General features: G+C 39.5%; 18 protein-coding genes. 8 read left to right on the forward strand and 10 right to left on the reverse strand.

Annotated features, from left to right (window positions below):
- The 5 genes from AACW45_RS32590 to AACW45_RS32610 all read left to right on the forward strand — a co-directional run.
- Window positions 1-358: hypothetical protein (locus AACW45_RS32590; protein ID WP_206758872.1), on the forward strand; the 358-nt coding region annotated here is incomplete at its 5' end.
- 205 nt (window positions 359-563) lie between these two features.
- Window positions 564-1,325 carry a class I SAM-dependent methyltransferase gene (locus tag AACW45_RS32595; RefSeq protein WP_190637278.1) on the forward strand — a complete coding sequence of 254 codons (762 nt, stop codon included), beginning with the start codon at window positions 564-566 and terminating at the stop codon, window positions 1,323-1,325.
- 187 nt (window positions 1,326-1,512) lie between these two features.
- Window positions 1,513-2,049: a hypothetical protein gene (locus AACW45_RS32600; protein ID WP_190637238.1), complete on the forward strand. Its 537-nt coding sequence runs from the start codon at window positions 1,513-1,515 to the stop codon at window positions 2,047-2,049.
- A gap of 351 nt (window positions 2,050-2,400) precedes the next feature.
- The gene (locus AACW45_RS32605) at window positions 2,401-2,667 is read left to right on the forward strand and encodes a cupin domain-containing protein (RefSeq protein ID WP_242045617.1); all 267 of its coding nucleotides are present in this window, start codon (window positions 2,401-2,403) and stop codon (window positions 2,665-2,667) included.
- Between the two features lie 457 nt (window positions 2,668-3,124).
- Window positions 3,125-3,898 (forward strand): hypothetical protein, encoded by a 774-nt coding sequence (locus tag AACW45_RS32610; protein ID WP_190637243.1) that lies wholly within the window; start codon window positions 3,125-3,127, stop codon window positions 3,896-3,898.
- A 154-nt stretch (window positions 3,899-4,052) separates the two neighbouring features.
- Here AACW45_RS32610 and AACW45_RS32615 read toward each other — a convergent pair whose 3' ends face one another.
- On the reverse strand, window positions 4,053-4,289 hold the full coding sequence (locus AACW45_RS32615) for a hypothetical protein (protein WP_190637245.1): 237 nt from the start codon (window positions 4,287-4,289) through the stop codon (window positions 4,053-4,055).
- Window positions 4,290-4,428: 139 nt separating this feature from the next.
- Here AACW45_RS32615 and AACW45_RS32620 point away from each other — a divergent pair, with 139 nt between their 5' ends.
- Complete coding sequence (locus tag AACW45_RS32620; protein ID WP_242045608.1) at window positions 4,429-5,229, forward strand: isopentenyl phosphate kinase; 801 nt, start codon at window positions 4,429-4,431, stop codon at window positions 5,227-5,229.
- Here AACW45_RS32620 and AACW45_RS32625 read toward each other — a convergent pair.
- The 9 genes from AACW45_RS32625 to nuoB all read right to left on the reverse strand — a co-directional run bounded on the left by AACW45_RS32625 (window position 5,219) and on the right by nuoB (window position 11,429).
- Window positions 5,219-5,959, reverse strand: a complete 741-nt coding sequence (locus tag AACW45_RS32625; protein ID WP_242045609.1) for an RNA ligase family protein — start codon at window positions 5,957-5,959, stop codon at window positions 5,219-5,221. The two genes, AACW45_RS32620 and AACW45_RS32625, sit on opposite strands and share 11 nt — an antisense overlap.
- Window positions 5,960-6,064: 105 nt before the next feature.
- On the reverse strand, window positions 6,065-6,514 hold the full coding sequence (aac(6'), locus tag AACW45_RS32630; protein ID WP_190637249.1) for an aminoglycoside 6'-N-acetyltransferase: 450 nt from the start codon (window positions 6,512-6,514) through the stop codon (window positions 6,065-6,067).
- Window positions 6,515-6,845: 331 nt separating this feature from the next.
- Window positions 6,846-7,667, reverse strand: a complete 822-nt coding sequence (locus AACW45_RS32635) for a CheR family methyltransferase (RefSeq protein WP_242045610.1) — start codon at window positions 7,665-7,667, stop codon at window positions 6,846-6,848.
- Window positions 7,668-7,678: 11 nt separating this feature from the next.
- Window positions 7,679-8,752 (reverse strand): protein-glutamate methylesterase/protein-glutamine glutaminase, encoded by a 1,074-nt coding sequence (locus tag AACW45_RS32640; protein WP_190637252.1) that lies wholly within the window; start codon window positions 8,750-8,752, stop codon window positions 7,679-7,681.
- Window positions 8,753-8,950: 198 nt separating this feature from the next.
- Window positions 8,951-9,409 (reverse strand): VOC family protein, encoded by a 459-nt coding sequence (locus AACW45_RS32645; protein ID WP_190544465.1) that lies wholly within the window; start codon window positions 9,407-9,409, stop codon window positions 8,951-8,953.
- Between the two features lie 489 nt (window positions 9,410-9,898).
- The gene (locus AACW45_RS32650; protein WP_339385112.1) at window positions 9,899-10,156 is read right to left on the reverse strand and encodes a hypothetical protein; all 258 of its coding nucleotides are present in this window, start codon (window positions 10,154-10,156) and stop codon (window positions 9,899-9,901) included.
- A 116-nt stretch (window positions 10,157-10,272) separates the two neighbouring features.
- Complete coding sequence (locus AACW45_RS32655; RefSeq protein ID WP_313933818.1) at window positions 10,273-10,482, reverse strand: GNAT family N-acetyltransferase; 210 nt, start codon at window positions 10,480-10,482, stop codon at window positions 10,273-10,275.
- Window positions 10,413-10,727, reverse strand: coding sequence for a hypothetical protein (locus tag AACW45_RS32660; RefSeq protein ID WP_242045611.1), 315 nt, complete (start codon window positions 10,725-10,727; stop codon window positions 10,413-10,415). The genes AACW45_RS32655 and AACW45_RS32660 overlap by 70 nt, the downstream gene beginning before the upstream one ends.
- A complete protein-coding gene (nuoB, locus tag AACW45_RS32665; protein WP_190637281.1) occupies window positions 10,728-11,429 on the reverse strand; it encodes an NADH-quinone oxidoreductase subunit NuoB in 702 nt (233 codons plus the stop codon). It abuts the gene before it with no gap.
- A 585-nt stretch (window positions 11,430-12,014) separates the two neighbouring features.
- Between nuoB and AACW45_RS32670 the strand changes: the two genes are divergently transcribed.
- Both AACW45_RS32670 and AACW45_RS32675 read left to right on the forward strand, forming a co-directional pair.
- On the forward strand, window positions 12,015-13,505 hold the full coding sequence (locus AACW45_RS32670) for a catalase (protein ID WP_190637256.1): 1,491 nt from the start codon (window positions 12,015-12,017) through the stop codon (window positions 13,503-13,505).
- A 600-nt stretch (window positions 13,506-14,105) separates the two neighbouring features.
- Window positions 14,106-16,304 carry a GumC family protein gene (locus AACW45_RS32675; RefSeq protein ID WP_190637258.1) on the forward strand — a complete coding sequence of 733 codons (2,199 nt, stop codon included), beginning with the start codon at window positions 14,106-14,108 and terminating at the stop codon, window positions 16,302-16,304.
- Window positions 16,305-16,423 lie beyond the last annotated feature (119 nt).

Below are 16,423 nucleotides of genomic sequence, written 5' to 3' on the forward strand. Positions count from 1 at the left end.
ACTCATTCACGAGTATCAAAGACTGATTAATGAGTATCAAAGACTCATTCACGAGTATCAAAGACTGATTAATGAGTATCAAAGACTCATTCACGAGTATCAAAGACTGATTAATGAGTATCAAAGACTCATTCACGAGTATCCAAAACTGATTAATGAGTATCAAAGACTGATTAATGAGTATCAAAGACTCATTCACGAGTATCAGAGACTAATACCAATTCAAATAATCTTTGCGACACATCAAAATATTCTAGAGGGCATGGCAGTGCCAGTGCCCCTACAATCTGTCGCATTCTTTTTTCCAATTGGTATAATTAATGAGACTAAAAACCGCGAAATTACATCAACTTACTAAAAACTGCATAACTGCATAACCAATAGAGATGTAGTAACTTGACATCAAGCTAATATAAAATTTTGACAATAAAAGCCTTTCAACTCTGTCAACAGTCAGTAGGGGCGGGTTTATAGAGAATTATCGTTGATCGGTGAGGATATTTGTGAACCCGCCCGTACAGTTGTCAACAGTCATCAATCAACAGTCATCAATCAACAGCTATATGTCTAATAATTGGAATACTACTCTTTATCAAGATAAACACGCCTTCGTATGGCAATATGGTGAGGATTTATTACAACTACTAAACCCCCAGTCTGGAGAGTTAATTTTAGATCTCGGTTGCGGAACGGGGCAACTCACAGAAAAAATTGCTCAAGCTGGCGCTGCGGTGATGGGAATTGATAACGCCGCCACGATGATTGAGAAGGCGAGACAAAACTATCCCCATATCCAGTTTGATGTTGCGGATGCGACGAACTTTCAAGTAGCACAGCCATGTGATGCGGTATTTTCTAACGCTGTTTTACATTGGGTGAAACCACCAGAAACAGCGATCGCATCTATATACCAAGCACTCAAACCTGGCGGACGGTTTGTGGCTGAATTTGGCGGTAAGGGAAATGTCAAAGCCATCGCCACAGCTTTAGAAAATGCGATCGCATCTTTGGGAATTCCTGAACCACACACACGCAATCCTTGGTACTATCCCAGTATTGGCGAATATGCTACCCTCCTAGAACAGCAAGGATTTGATGTCATTTATGCCAATTTACGCGATCGCCCCACTCCCCTAGCAGACAAAGCAGCAGGTTTAGCCAACTGGATTGATATGTTTGCTGGTACATTTTTTGTTGGCTTATCTGCTGAACAAAAATCACAAGTAATTCGTCAAGTCGAACAACAACTAAAGCCAACTCGCTATCAAGATGAAACTTGGATAGCAGACTATCGGCGTATTCGCATCCTTGCAATCAAACTTTAGAGAACAATCCCCAATTATGTCATAATTAGAACGTATTTACCTATTTCTTATTTCTCATACCACTTTAAATAGTGTTTGCGGCACATCTCTATATTCTAGAGGGCATGGCATTGCCATGCCCCTACCATCTGTCGCATTTTTTCTGTTGTCTTTGTTTTAATCCGCAATTATTCAAAATTATAAAATTATGTTTACTCAACAAAATTCTAGTTGCAAAACATCCTTACCACTATTACTATCTATCAGCTTGTGCATCACGACTTTTCTACCCATTCGTCCCACACTAGGAGAAAATAACGATTCCCTCAAGGCTTCTACTGCACCTTTAGAACTCAGTTTATTAGCCAAACCAAATAACTCTGTAATGACATCTGCAACTATTAGCCAGAGATATTTAACTATTCCTAGTTTATGGCGTGCCCAAAAAAGTGCTGAAAATAAATTATTAGCTGATTGGATAGCATACCCAGCTTCCGCAAGCGAACCAGCAAGAGTAGATTTAATAGTTAATCAGCAAATTTGGAGTTTATTAGATTATCTAGAACGCTACGACTTTATCAATCGTTTGGGTACAGCTGCGAGACAAGATAAATATAATGTGCGCGTATTTAATTATCAGGAAGAATTTTTAGGTAGTTATACTTGTGATTTTAATGTCGAGTCGGGTTTATGTAAGATAGATATCCCGAATCAAAATAAATTTGGTTGGCAACGTTCCTCTTAAAATTAAACCACATCTATTTTGAGAACCATAGTATTAAAAGTAGTGGGAGCATCTTGCTCCCTGGTGGTAGTAGCGGGCAAGACTTCGGCGTGAGCGCTCAGTCGAACGCTGCCCGCACTACTCCTGGTTTCAACATGGACGAGGTTTATCTGGATTTTTAAATCAAGTGTAATCAATCAGAAGGCAGGAGGCAGACGGCAGATGGCATATGGCAAAAGCAATTAACTTAAATACAGCGAATTGCAAGTTGCTGAAGTACAGATAATAGTTGATTGTAGGGGCATTGGCACTGCCATGCCCCTAAGCGCGTACCTGAAATATGCTCTAAATCTAGAGTAGAGTATTGATGTTCTGGAGAGAGAAGTTGAGATTCAAGTGGGTAATCAAACAGTGCAGGGTAAACCTGGAGCGTTTGTATTAGTTCCCCGTGGTACGCCTCATACCTTTGCCAACCAAGGAACTACAACCGCCAAGTTATTGATTATGTTTTGTCCTGCAGGCGATCGCGAACAGTATTTTGCAGGTTTAGCCAAACTCCTGCAAGCGGGACAAACGCCAGATAGGGAAGCTTTGATAGAGTTAATGCGCCAATTCGATCAAGAACCAGTAGAGAGTTAAGCAAGTATCTGACCTATTGCCTATTCTCTATGCCTGAATAGATTAAAGATATAAAAAAGTTGAATATTAAGTTCTCTAAATAAATTGCCCAATCGCTGCCAATTTGGGATTTTCGATGGCTAAATAATCAGCTTGCCTAATATTATTTAATGCTTTAAATTAATCGAGCTTATATTTTACGGCTTAAATAAGAAATTTCTGCCAAGCAATAGTTATCAATATAAAAGCTTTTACTAAGTATATGAAAGCTTTACCAGGCATCTACGTATAATCACTGTATGAAATGTTTGTTTTGTCTATGATTAACGTATCCGGATTTAGAGTTGGGCTGTTGTAGAAGTAATCATGAACACAAGTAAAACTACTTGAGTTAATCACCCATAACAAAATACAGCGAAAACAACAAAGCTGTCAAATTACAAAATACATCATTAATAACAGGTATAAGGAGCGAACAATGGCAACTTTAAATTTAATGGACGATCAAACATTAGTTAGCCAATTTGTACAAGGAAAAACCAGATTAGCATCTAACCCAAATTTCCGCATCGAATCAATTTCAACAACAGTTCAATTATTCAGCAGAAAAGGTTTATTATTAGCAAGTATTAATTTAGCTAGCGAATCTAAAATTTTCTTGGTTCGTCAAAATTGCCAACATTTAGAGTTAATCAACGAAGTGTTGTTAAAACATAATTTTCTTCCTACTGGCAAGCTGGAAAATGGTTTAATGCGGTATGAATATTACCATATTCCTGTAGGCTATCAAATTAATTATACTGAAATGAAATATTTGTGGAAGTTTTGGCGTTCTCAAATGAATTCTAGAGAAAGAAATCAGCAAAACTTCAGATTAATGATTTTCACTGGTAATGGCTTCCAAAAAGTTCTCGATATGGCATTTAATCACGAAAGTTTCTATATCAGAACCCCCAATAATGAAGTTTTAGTCCAAGTAGACGATCGCGTGATTTGGATGAGTGCTGAACAATCGCAATCAGAACCAGCAACAATGATTCAAGCACCAGGCTCAAACTTGTTAGGTTTATACAAAGAGCAAATTCAGCCTAGCGAACAGTTATTATCTATGGCTGCAATTACAACTAATAATATTGTCCGTTTCGATCAAGGTAAACTTTATATTCAAACAACTGAAGGTGAAATTGTTGTTGAAGGTTCTAACCTCAAATATTTTCTCAACGAGCGCACAGTCGAAAATTGCAATAGATAGTCGGTGTGATTAAATACAACTGGTAAGGGTTGTTATTTGTCATTTGTCATTTGTCATTTGTCATGAGTGATGATCAAGCTTTATCAATAACATTAATTGCGGTTAAGCTAATTGAAATAATCTGGTTGGAGATATATCAGCATTTTAGCGATCGCTATTTCTCATCATCATAGTCAAAGGTTACACAAGGACTGTCAATTTCTTGGGATGGTTGAAATGAATTGCAAAAAATTACTTGAGAACAATTAACTTGCAATTCGTCTGGGTGAATACAGTCGAGAACGCCTTCTCTGTGAATATGAAAAGCACAATCTTGGCAAATAGTTTGGCGTTGTAATATTTTGTCATACTCGGAAATTATTTGATATTGATTATCGATTGAGTCTGACATAAGCCAAAATTATAATAAAAATTTTATACAAAAAAATAAGCGATTGATGATTCAGGACTGAAGTCTGGAGTAGTAACTAATTGACTCTCTTGTGTGGTAAGCTCTCTGAAAGTTAACATCCGATTGCTATCAATAGTTCATGATGGAGCTAGCGTTAATTAAGCTGGGAGGGTCGTTAATTACTGATAAGGATCGACCTTATACAGCTAAACCCGAAGTTATACAACAACTAGCCAGGGAAGTGAGCGCGATCGCACTTCAAAATCCCCATCTGAAATTGATTATAGGCAATGGTGCAGGTTCTTTCGGTCATCAGTCTGCTAAAAAATACAATACCATCAATGGCATTAGCACTGATGTAGATAAATTTGGATTTTGTCTAGTTCACCAAGATGCTATTGATTTAAATCGGCTAATAGCTAAGGCTTTTTTACAAGCGAATTTACCTGTAATTAGTCTCCCACCTGTAACTATGGGAGTGACTGAAAACAAAAAGCCAATAAAATTTAACTATTCAATTATCGAAAATACTTTAGCAGCAGGTTTGATTCCCTTAGTATTTGGGGATGTAGTTGTAGATAAAATAATTGGCGGAACAATTCTCTCTACTGACACATTATTAGCAGAATTAGCGAAATATTTTTATATAAAAGAAAATTTGCGCGTGCAATTAATCAATGTTGGTAACTATCCGGGTGTGTATGATCAATATGGACAGGTAATATCTGAGATTACTTCAGCTAACTATTCCCACATCAAAGATTTTCTGGGTGAAAGTAAATCTATAGATGTTACGGGTGGGATGCTGAGAAAAGTTGAAGAGTTTTTAGCTATAGCTAATTTAGGAATTGATTGTTGGATAATTGATGGTAATGTACCGGGTAATTTAGCTAATGCTGTGTTGGGAAAGTCGGCGTTAGGTACTTTGATTAAAGCTTAATATTTTGTTTTTGTCGTTGGCGATGGCGTTCGTAATCTTCAAAGCGTAACTTAGCGATCGCACTTCTGGTAGTCGTTCGTGCTACAATTCCTTCGGCTCTACCGCCTGCGCCTGTATCCAATGCCACGTTTGTCTGTGGTAGCATGGCTTTGAGAAATTCATGGGTTTCGCCAATCGTCACGGGTAAAGATGCAACTGTTGCAATTCGCGGTGTTAGCGCAAATCCATAGTCAATACTTGCTTGAGTGAGTTGCTTTTCATCAAGAAAAACTTGTCCCCCGTTATCTCGCCATGCAGCTATTTGCTTGATAGTTTGTGCAAATAGGGTTTCTATATCTGTAATGACTGCGACATCAAATAATCGCCAGCCAACATTTTGTTGAGAAGTATATTGCTTGCTGGCTGAGGTAATTTTACCGCCATATAATTCTAGGTAGGTAACCATAATACCCGAATGCGATCGCGCTAATGAATCTGCAATATTTTTGAGTGCATCGACAATCCCCAATGCAGGATTACCAATTAAATCGCCTTTAGCAAATAATAATTCTTCTCTGCTACCTAAAACAAAGTTACCATCAGGTAAAAGAATAATACGAGAGTTTGTCCCATCTACTTTTTCTGTAAGAATTACCTCGCCATCATCAACATTAAAGGTAACTGTCTGTTCTAGCAAAGTTCCTTTATCACCTAGCGCATGATATGTAGGGATACTCGGATATTTAGTCATGGAGTTGAGTTTGTTTAAGTCGCAACTCCGCAGTGAAAAATCATAACTCATTTAGCCTAACTATATATTTTATACTACAAATATACCTCAATCATATTTGTAGTGTTAATAACTGTCAATTACCTTAATAAATGTGACTATTCTTTCTACTTCTTGAAAACCTACTTTGCAATGAAATTCATAACTGGCGGTGTTGTCTAATAAAGCATCTGAGGCGAGTTCTAAACATCCTTTTTCTCGTCCCCATTGTTGAGCATGTTCAATTAAATATCTACCTATCCCTTGTCGGCGATATTCGCTTTTTAAATAAATTCCTTCTAAATATGCAACGGGACTAGTAGTAGCGCCGGGTACATAATCATATCTCAAAGAGAGATTCATAAAACCAATTGCTATTTCATTGTCATCTGCAATTAAAAATCCTGCTTCCCGTGGAGATTGGAGAATTGTGATTAGAGAATTGCGTCTTTCTTCAGGAGATTCATCTGGCCAAAGTTCTAAGGTGAGATTTAACCATGTATCAAAGTTATTTTGGTTAATTGGGAAAATTTTCATGTTTTTTTCTCTCTGGTTCAAATTCGTTTTTATTGTAAGGTAAATTCGCTATAATGCAGTTAATATTTATTTGATTAACCGCCAATTACGCCAAGTACGCCAAGAGAAAAGAAGCTATTATTAAGTGCGAGTTTACAGAGAATTGGTATGAGACACAGGCTAATGCATTAAATAATTTTATGGTGCGTTATAACGAATTTTAACGCACATATATAATTAAGGAAATAAATCTAAAATTTAAACACGACAAGTAGCAAAACCTTTACTATTAACTGCACTTCTCCAAGAAGTCGGGGATTTTAATGAATGCTTGTTACTATATCAAAACAATCTATTTATTTAACCGATAGCAAATGGCTTTATCAAATTGAACCCGCGTAAATGCCGAATCTAAATGAATTGTGGTTTCAGCATTGCCGAGAAATAAGTAACCATCTGGATTTAATTTATATTTGACTTTTTTTAATAAATCTTTTTTTGTAGCTGTATCAAAATAAATTAAAATATTGCGTAAAAAAATTACATCTTGTTTGGGCAATGTTATCCAAGATTCTACAAGATTAAACTGACGAAATTCTACCATCTGTATAATTTCGTTATGAATTTGCCAGTTATTATCTAGTTCTTGAAAATAGCGATCGCGTAAATTGCTCGGTAACCCACGCTGAATTTCTAGCTGGTTATAACAGCCTTGTTTCGCCTTGGCTAAGACTTTATGGGAAAAATCGCTGGCTATTAGCTTTAAAGACCATTTGCTCAGTATGGGAAAATATTCTTTAATCAGCATCGCTATGCTGTAGGGTTCCTGTCCGTTAGAGCAAGCTGCACACCAAATATTAAGCGATCGCTCTCTGCTTCTTTTACCGATCAATTCTGGTAGCACATACTCTTTCAGCGCTTCAAAGGGATAGCGATCGCGAAAAAATGATGTTTCATTTGTTACTAATGATTCAACTACCTGGCTGTGCAGTTCGCTTAAAGGTTGATTTTGTAAATAGTGAACTAATTCGCCAATTGACGTAAATCCAAGCGCTTCCGTAATTGGTTGTAAATATAGTTCTGCTAAATAGGTTTTTTCGGGTTGTAAAACTACTGCCGATTGCTCGTAAACTAATTGACAAATATATTTAAAATCATTAGTGTTTATACTCATAGTCTGTTTCATCACAGACCTGAAAAAGGTACTTGATTGTCGCCAACGCGGTGGATAATTTCACCTGCTATTTGCTTGAGGGGAAGAACCTCATCGGCTAACCCAGCATTGACAACAAAACTGGGCATTCCCCAAACTACACTACTAACTTTGTCCTGGGCTAGTATTTGTCCGCCGGCTTCGCGGATAGCTTTACAGCCATGTAAGCCATCTTGTCCCATACCTGTGAGGATAACTGCGATCGCGCTTTGACTGTAAACTTCAGCTACAGACTTAAATAGTACATCTACCGAGGGACGACAGGAATTTTCCGGTGGTGCTTGATTAATTCCCAGGCGCACCACATCATTTTGACGCTGTACCACCATGTGAAAATCTCCTGGCGCAATCCAAGCTTGCCCAGGCTTGATTTCAGCACCAGCAACGGCTTCATCAACATGAATTTGGCATTGAGAATTTAATCTTTCTGCTAATAATTTGGTAAACATTGGTGGCATGTGTTGGACAATCAAAATCGGAACCCGGAAATCGGCTGGAAGTGCGGGAAGTATTTGGGCGAGAGCATTCGGCCCGCCTGTTGACACCCCAATTGCCACAACATCTACCTGTTCTCTACCCTTAGAGATAGCAGGAAAAAGCGTATGAGTAATTGTAGTTTGTAAGGGAAATAAACTATTTCCCAGAGCAAATAACTTAATTTTAGGAATTAATTCCTCGATAATGTGTTGGTTACTAGCCTCCACACTTCCTAGATTACTAGGTTTTGTCGCATAATCAGAAGCACCTAAAGAAAGAGCTTCGATAGTAGCGATCGCTCCCGTATAGGTAGAGGTGCTAAACATAATCACAGGTAGCTTGGGATACTTTTGTTTGATCGCTGTCAAAGTTTGTAAACCATCCATCTCTGGCATTTCTACATCCAAAACAATCACATCAGGATGAAGGTGGGGTATTTTTGCCAAAGCAATACCCCCATGAGCAGCCACGCCCACTACCTCTAATTCTGGATCGCTGGCTAAAATTTTACTGACGCGACTGCGAACCACCACAGCATCATCAACTACGAGTACCCGGATTTTTAGCATTGGGATGATGGTCAAACCTGTCAATAATGTAGTTTGATTTTGGGGAATTGAGTTAAAGAGGGAACAGGGAACTGGCAACAGGGAACAGAATGTAATGTCTGGGGATTTAAAACCAACACATAACTTGCTACTTGTAGAAGTAGGGATCTCTAGCTCCCTTCTTCGATGATTTGTTTGCGCCCCTAACTCAAAAGTGCCTCATCTTCTAAATTTTCCAATTGTGACGTTTTCATTAGCTTTATTGATGGCCTGCTCAATTGTAAAATTAATTTCTTGACCATAGGAAACTTCTAGGGTATGACCATCAGGATCGCGGAAAAAAGCCCAGTAACCGACAGGAAAACCCCAGTCATGAGGCCCATCTATCAACACACCTTCCAAACGCGCCTCATCGCAAAGGCGGTCTATTTCCTCACGAGTTTGACAAGCTACTCCCAGATGGGATGCAGGCGCAAGGGTACATTTTAATTCTGCAACTTGAATTAAAACAATTACAAATGGTCGAGTTAAATCGCTAATCCAAGCAACATCTACATGCTTTGCTTTATCAGTGCGACGATGCACCACTTGCATTGCGGCATACTTAGCATAAAACGATAGACTGCGATCGATGTCGCTTACCCCCAGGGCGATATGAGTAAAGCCTAGATCTGACATTAGCTTTTACCTTTTAAGAAATGAGCAATATCTTCCAGATTAAGATATGGCGAATCGGCACCAGTTTGGAATAGCAAGCGCGATCGCTTCACTATTGTAGGCAGAGGGGCAGGGGGCAGGCTTCCGCCGTGAGCGTCAGCCGAACGGGAGCAGGGGGAAAGAATTAAATTTATATGAGGTATGCAGGTAGGGGCAGTACCATGCCCATTGGTGTCAACTTAAGGCGAAACCCAGTTACCGCAAGGAACTGAAGTTCCTTGCTAATAGTCAAAGTCATCGTCAGATGACTACATATCCTCAAAATCTTGAGTCTACTTCAGTAGGGGCGGGTTCACAGATATGCTCCAATAATTCACGACTATCTCGCTTAACCCGCCCCTACTTTGGCTATGAGCCTTGAGCGAAGTCGAAAGGCGGGTGACAAAGCTAAGACAGAGGCTATTTTTACCTTAAGTTGACACCAATGTACCATGCCTCTACAGTCAAAGATTATCTGTATCTCACTAACTTGCAATCTGCTGTATGTAAAAAACTTCGAGTTTCCCCTTCGGAACTCGAAGTTTCCTGTTCGGAACTCGGAGTTTCCTGTTCGGAACTCGGAGTTTCCTGTTCGGAACTCGGAGTTTCCTGTTTTGAACTCGGAGTTTCCTGTTTTGAACTCGGAGTTTCCTGTTTTGAACTCGGAGTTTTCTGTTTTGAACTCGAAGTTTCTTGTTTTGAACTCGGAGTTCCATGTTCCAAGCTCAAATTATCGCCATCGCAGCTCGATTAATCGCCTTTTTTACGGGGTAGGTTGGGTTGAGGAACGAAACCCAACACCGAAAAAACTTGGCATAGTTGGGTTTCACTGGGTTCAACCCAACCTACATCTGACTTAACTCGATAGTAAAGTGATAAGCTCTGATTTCTAGACGCTGCTTAAAGTAAAAACGATGAGCCGCGAAGCGCTGAACCCCGGAATCGAGGTGTAATTGTTGGCAAGCATTAGCTTGAGCATAATCTATTAGCCAATTGAGGAGATTTGAACCGTAACCTTGAGAGCGTTCGCGAATGCGTTGGCGAAGCCATCGCACTCTTGAGTTACCAAATCATCCACATAAACAAACTTACCCCAAGATAAGGATTCAGCGATTCTAAATCCGGCTACAGCCTTGATGCTTCCGCCATCTTCTAAATAAGCTAGGTGAAAACCTTGCTGTTGTTGTCTGCGAATGCGAGTGACAAACTCACTAGCGACAAGATGGGGACGAAGCAGTTGCATAGTGGGGAAACAACGCTCAATTTCTGCATCAGACTGTGCCAGATTAATGTGAGTCATTTAGTCTCGAATAGCTTGCGAATTTTGAGTTTTTGGTAATGTTAAGGGTAATTGTGAACCTGGATCTATAGCCAGTTCTGGCGGGTAAGTTTCTCTAGTAGAACTTCTGAGATATTGTCCATCATTGACAGGTTCTACAGGCTTGAGGCGATGATTAATACTGTAATAGCGGTGAGTTTGTTGGCTGATATGACGTTCTTGAATGCTTTCATTGGCAATTTTCTTCCGCAATTTAATAATTGCATCAATGACGGCTTCCGGTCGAGGCGGGCATCCTGGTATATAAACATCAACTGGAATTAATTTATCTACACCCCGCACAGCACTGGGAGAATCAACACTAAACATTCCCCCTGTAATGGTACAAGCACCCATCGCGATGACATATTTAGGTTCTGGCATTTGTTCGTACAGCCGCACGAGATTCGGCGCATACTTCATGCTAATTGTGCCAGCCGTAATTAACAGATCTGCTTGTCGCGGAGTCGCTCTGGGAATCATCCCATATCGTTCTAAGTCGAAGCGCGACGCATAAGCAGCCATAAATTCCATGAAGCAACAGGCTGTACCAAACATCAAGGGATACAGACTGGACATTTTTACCCAGTTGTAGATGTCATCTACTGTGGTGAGAATTATATTTTCCGATAATTGTTGCGTAATTTCCGGACGCTCAACGGGGTTGATAATTGAACTAGTCATAAGCTGAGTTCCCCAATAAATATTTGTAGAGCAATTTATTGCTACATCACTGCTAACGACAATTTCCGAAAACTCTCCCCTTGTAGCATGAAAATGGGCATTGGGCATCCTTTCGACTTCGCTCAAGGCTAGTGGGCATTGGGCATTGGGGAGCCAGTCGCGTGGTGAGGCAATTGCTCTTGGGGGTTTCCCGACTTGAGCGAACTGGCGTCATGGGAAAGACAGATTTTCATATTTGGTTGTGAAATTTTTCCTAATTGACTAACTTGAAAATAGGGGCTAGGGGTTAGGAGAAAAGGATTTTTATGTTTGGTTGCGGGATTTTATCACAATTAATTTCTGGCGATCGCATACCTGCAGTCAGTGCAAAAAGCAATTAGCTAGAAGGGTTGTAGAGCGATCGCTATTTGATTTCGCAGTGAATTTCAAACCCCCCCCAAAATGCAACATAATGTTACTTGCAATTCATACTCATAACGAGTATGATTTAGGTGCAAAATCGTTATGAGTATGATGTAGTTGGTTCGCAGACCAAGATTAAGTTTGGGCAATCTGAATAACTTAATATGGAGAATTTCTCTACCTATGACTGAACCGCAAAAGTTGACCACTGCTGATGGTATACCCGTTGCTGACAACCAGAACTCACTAACTGCTGGCCCCCGTGGCCCGGTATTAATTCAGGATTTCCACTTAATTGAAAAACTCGCTCATTTTAATAGAGAACGGATACCTGAGCGGGTTGTCCACGCCAAAGGTACGGCGGCTTACGGAACCTTGACAGTTACCAATGACATCACCCGCTATAGCAAAGCCAAACTTTTTGCGGAAGTTGGTAAGCAAACGCCAGTCCTGTTGAGGTTTTCCACAGTTGGCGGCGAGAAAGGTTCAGCCGATGCAGAACGCGACCCTAGAGGATTTGCAGTCAAATTTTATACAGAAGAAGGTAACTGGGATATTGCTGGGAATAATACCCCCGTGTTCTTTATCCGCGATCCCCTAAAATTCCCCGATTTTGTGCATACTCAAAAGCGCAATCCCCAAACTAACTGCAAAGACCACAATGCAATGTGGGATTTTTGGTCGCTCAGTCCAGAGTCACTCCATCAAGTAACAATTTTGTTTTCCGATCGCGGAATTCCTAAAACCTATCGTCACATGGATGGTTTTGGTAGTCACACATTTAGTTTGATTAATGCCCAAGGCGATCGCGTTTGGTGTAAATTTCACTTCAAGACCCTGCAAGGACATCAAACCTTAAGCGCCGAGGAAGCGAGCCAGATTAAAGGCGAAGATGCCGATCATGCGACTCGCGATTTATTTAATGCGATCGCTCAAGGCGACTATCCCAAATGGCGGATGTGTATTCAAGTAATGACAGAAGAACAAGCCGCGAAACATGCAGATAATCCCTTCGATTTAACCAAAGTTTGGAAACATTCCGAATATCCCTTAATTGAAGTCGGAATTTTAGAATTAAATCGTAACCCAGAGAATTACTTCGCCGAAGTTGAGCAAGCTGCTTTTAGTCCTAGCGCAGTAGTTCCTGGTATTAGCTTCTCACCAGACAAAGTACTGCAAGCTCGTCTGTTTTCCTATCCCGACGCACAACGCTATCGCTTAGGTGGTAACTATCAGCAACTCCCAGTCAACCAACCTAAATGTCCAGTTATGCATTATCAGCGAGATGGTTTCATGGCTTTAGGAAATAATGGCGGTAGCGCGCCTAACTATGAACCGAATACCGTTGAGGGTACGCCACAACAATGTCCAGCCTATGCAGAACCATCAACTCATCTTGGTGATGTCGCAGTCAATCGTTACGATCATCGCCAGGGAAACGACGATTACACCCAAGCAGGGAATTTGTATCGCTTAATGAAACCAGAACAGCAAGAACGACTGGTGAAAAATATTATTGGTAGCCTCAGTCAAGCCAGACAAGATATTCAAAAGCGGCAAATTTGTCACTTCTTCCGCGCAGATGTAGACTATGGGCGTCGTGTAGCTGAAGGTTTAGGAATTGCGATCGATCCTTCTTTGCTGGGTACTAAAGCTGAGGCAGTTGGGATTTAGTCAACTGACAAGCGAAGCGCAATAAAGCATTTTTGGTGGGTTGCTGCGATCCTTCCTAGAGTTCGCAGCCTCCACCTTTTGTTTCTGCTTTTGGTGAAGAATCTAGTTACAGCAGATTGCCAATTGGTGAGGTACAAATTATCGTTGATTGTAGGGGCACTGGCACTGCCATGCCCCGAAGCGCGTACCTCATTTACCTGAAATATGCTGTAAATGACAATCAACAATAATATCCAAAAATAATAGCTACATTATCAATATTTACTACTGAAGTATAGTAGTAAATATTTAGAAGTAATTATACAAATTTTTATATCTACTAAATGTGTGCAAAGGCTGGACTATACAATCAAGATAGCTGTTAGTATCAAATATTTAGTATCAATTGCAGCTACAGAAAATTATTTAATAACTTTAATTATTTTAAATTAAAAAATATTAACTACAATTACTATACGTAAAATCATTGAAAATAATTTATCTGGCAGATCGGGAATCATTTGGCCTAAAATGTCGTCTACAGTTTAATCAAAATTAACTTCTCCCAGATTCCAGCGAAATCTTCCTGATTTATTATTTAAAGATTAGAGGATTTGTATAGTGACTAACAGTAGTCTGAACCAAGGGCAAATGCTCAACAACTCTTCACCAAACGCGATTGATATCAAACAACTCACTACAATTCTGTTTCACAGACGTTATCTCATATTAGGTATTTCCTGTGCAGTTATCTCAGTAGCTAGCGTCTTAGCTATCTTGGCGAAACCAAATTACCAAAGCTCGATGCAAATACTGGTAAGTTCCAAGTTAGATCCAGGCTTAGATGGAAATCAGGTTCAGGGAAAAACAGATAGTCAGGGAACTGAAGATCTCAACGTTCAAGTTGTAGACTATACAGCTCAACAAAAACTAATGGAAAGTTCTCCATTAATTCAAAAAGTTGTAGATTTACTGCGTCCTAATTACCCCAACATTACTTTAGAAGATATTAAAGGCAAACCAGGACAATATGAAAAATCGCCTTTAAATGTCACTCAGATAAAAACTGCAACGGGAATTAATGACTTAAACAATCAAATATTTGAGATTTCTTTTAAAGATCAAGATCCAGTTAAAACCCAAAAAGTGTTGCAAGCACTACAAACTGTTTATCACAATTACAATATTGAAGAACAAAAGGAGCGGTTAAATCAAGGGCTGGCTTATGTTAACGCTCGCTTACCCGAAGTCAGAAAACAAGTTAGCCAATCGGAACAGAAATTAGAAAAATTTCGCAAAAAGTATAATTTAGTCGATCCAGAGGTACAAAGCAAAATTCTGCTGCAATCTTTAGCGGATGTACAAAAACAATTACAAAATACTCGCGCCCAAATTCAAGACATCAAAGCGCGTCAAGCCGGATTAGAGCAAAAAATGGTGTCTTTATCCCAAAAAAGTATAGTTTCTTCGCGTTTGAGCCAATCACCGCGCTACCAAACTTTACTGAATGAAGTTCAAAAAACTGAATTAGAACTTTCACAACAAAGACTACGATATACGGAAAATTCTCCTGTAATCGAAACACTAAAACAGCAACGCCAAAGCCAATTAGCCTTACTGCGACAAGAGGTAGGAAGATCCGCAGAAGCAAATGATACCAATACAAATAATTCTAGTCCCGGACAAATTGCTGGGGTTGATTTAAAGCTAGTAGAAGAATTAAATCAAATCCAAACTACTTCTTTAGGACTGATAGCTAATGAAAAAAGTTTAGTGGGAGCCGAACAAAAATTACGTGTTGAACTGAGCAAGTATCCTAGCATTATAGCTGAGTATAATCGTTTATTGCCAGATATAAGAAACAGTCGTCAAACCTTAGAACAATTATTGCAGCAGCAACAGTCTTTAGGAATGACAATTGCCCAAACTGGATTTGATTGGCAATTATTAGAAGCGCCAGAAAAGGGAACATATATCGGTAGTGGTAGGTTGTTTTTGTTAGGTGGAGCTTTAATAACCGGGCCGATTTTAGGAATTATTACAGCTTTAATTTGGCAAATCTTTCATGATGTAATTTATTCGCCACAACAATTAAGAAAGCTGACAAATCTGCGATTATTGGGAGCAGTCCCGAAGATTGTTAAAAAGAGTCGAAAAAGACGATGTTTTAAACGATTTAAGCATCAGGAATCAATGGCAAGTTTAGGAGAAACTATCCCTAGTTTGCCAGACCACGAAAATTTTGATTTAGTCTATCAAAATATTCAATTATTTAATTATCCTGTGGCTTTTAAATCGCTGATGTTGACTTCAACTCTAGCAGGTGAAGGAAAAACAACCTTAGCTTTGGGGCTGGCTGCGAGCGCATCTCACATGCATCGTCGGGTATTAGTAATTGATGCTAATTTGCAGCATCCTAGCTTGCATAAAAAATTAAATCTGTCTAATGATTGGGGGCTATCTCTGTTATTAGTTGATGAAAGTAATAATCCAGTTGCTGAGTATATTCAACCAATTCATCCCCACATTGATGTTTTAACTGCTGGCCCAGCGCCAGAAGACGCTGTTAAGCTACTCAGTTCAGGGCGGATGAAAGAAATTATTGAATTGTTTGAACAAACCTACGATTTAGTGTTAATTGATGCTCCAGCAATTTTAAATAAAGTTGATGCCAGAATTATGGCATCTTTGTGTAATGCCATTGTGTTAGTCGGGCGGATTGGTCAGGTAACTCAAAGCGAACTCATGGATGCTAGAGAAATTTTCAGCAACTTAAATTTAATTGGCGCGATCGCTAATGATGTCAAACAAACTAAGTAGGTCGGCGTAACGACAATACAGGCAAAGGTTGTCATTAGTCATTAGTCAGGGGTTTGAAACTGTAAAACTACTGACTATCCCATTCAATGCTACGATGTTGAAGTATCTGCTTGACTAGT

Source organism: Calothrix sp. FACHB-168 (assembly GCF_963889195.1).
Classification (GTDB): domain Bacteria; phylum Cyanobacteriota; class Cyanobacteriia; order Cyanobacteriales; family Nostocaceae; genus Aulosira; species Aulosira anomala_A.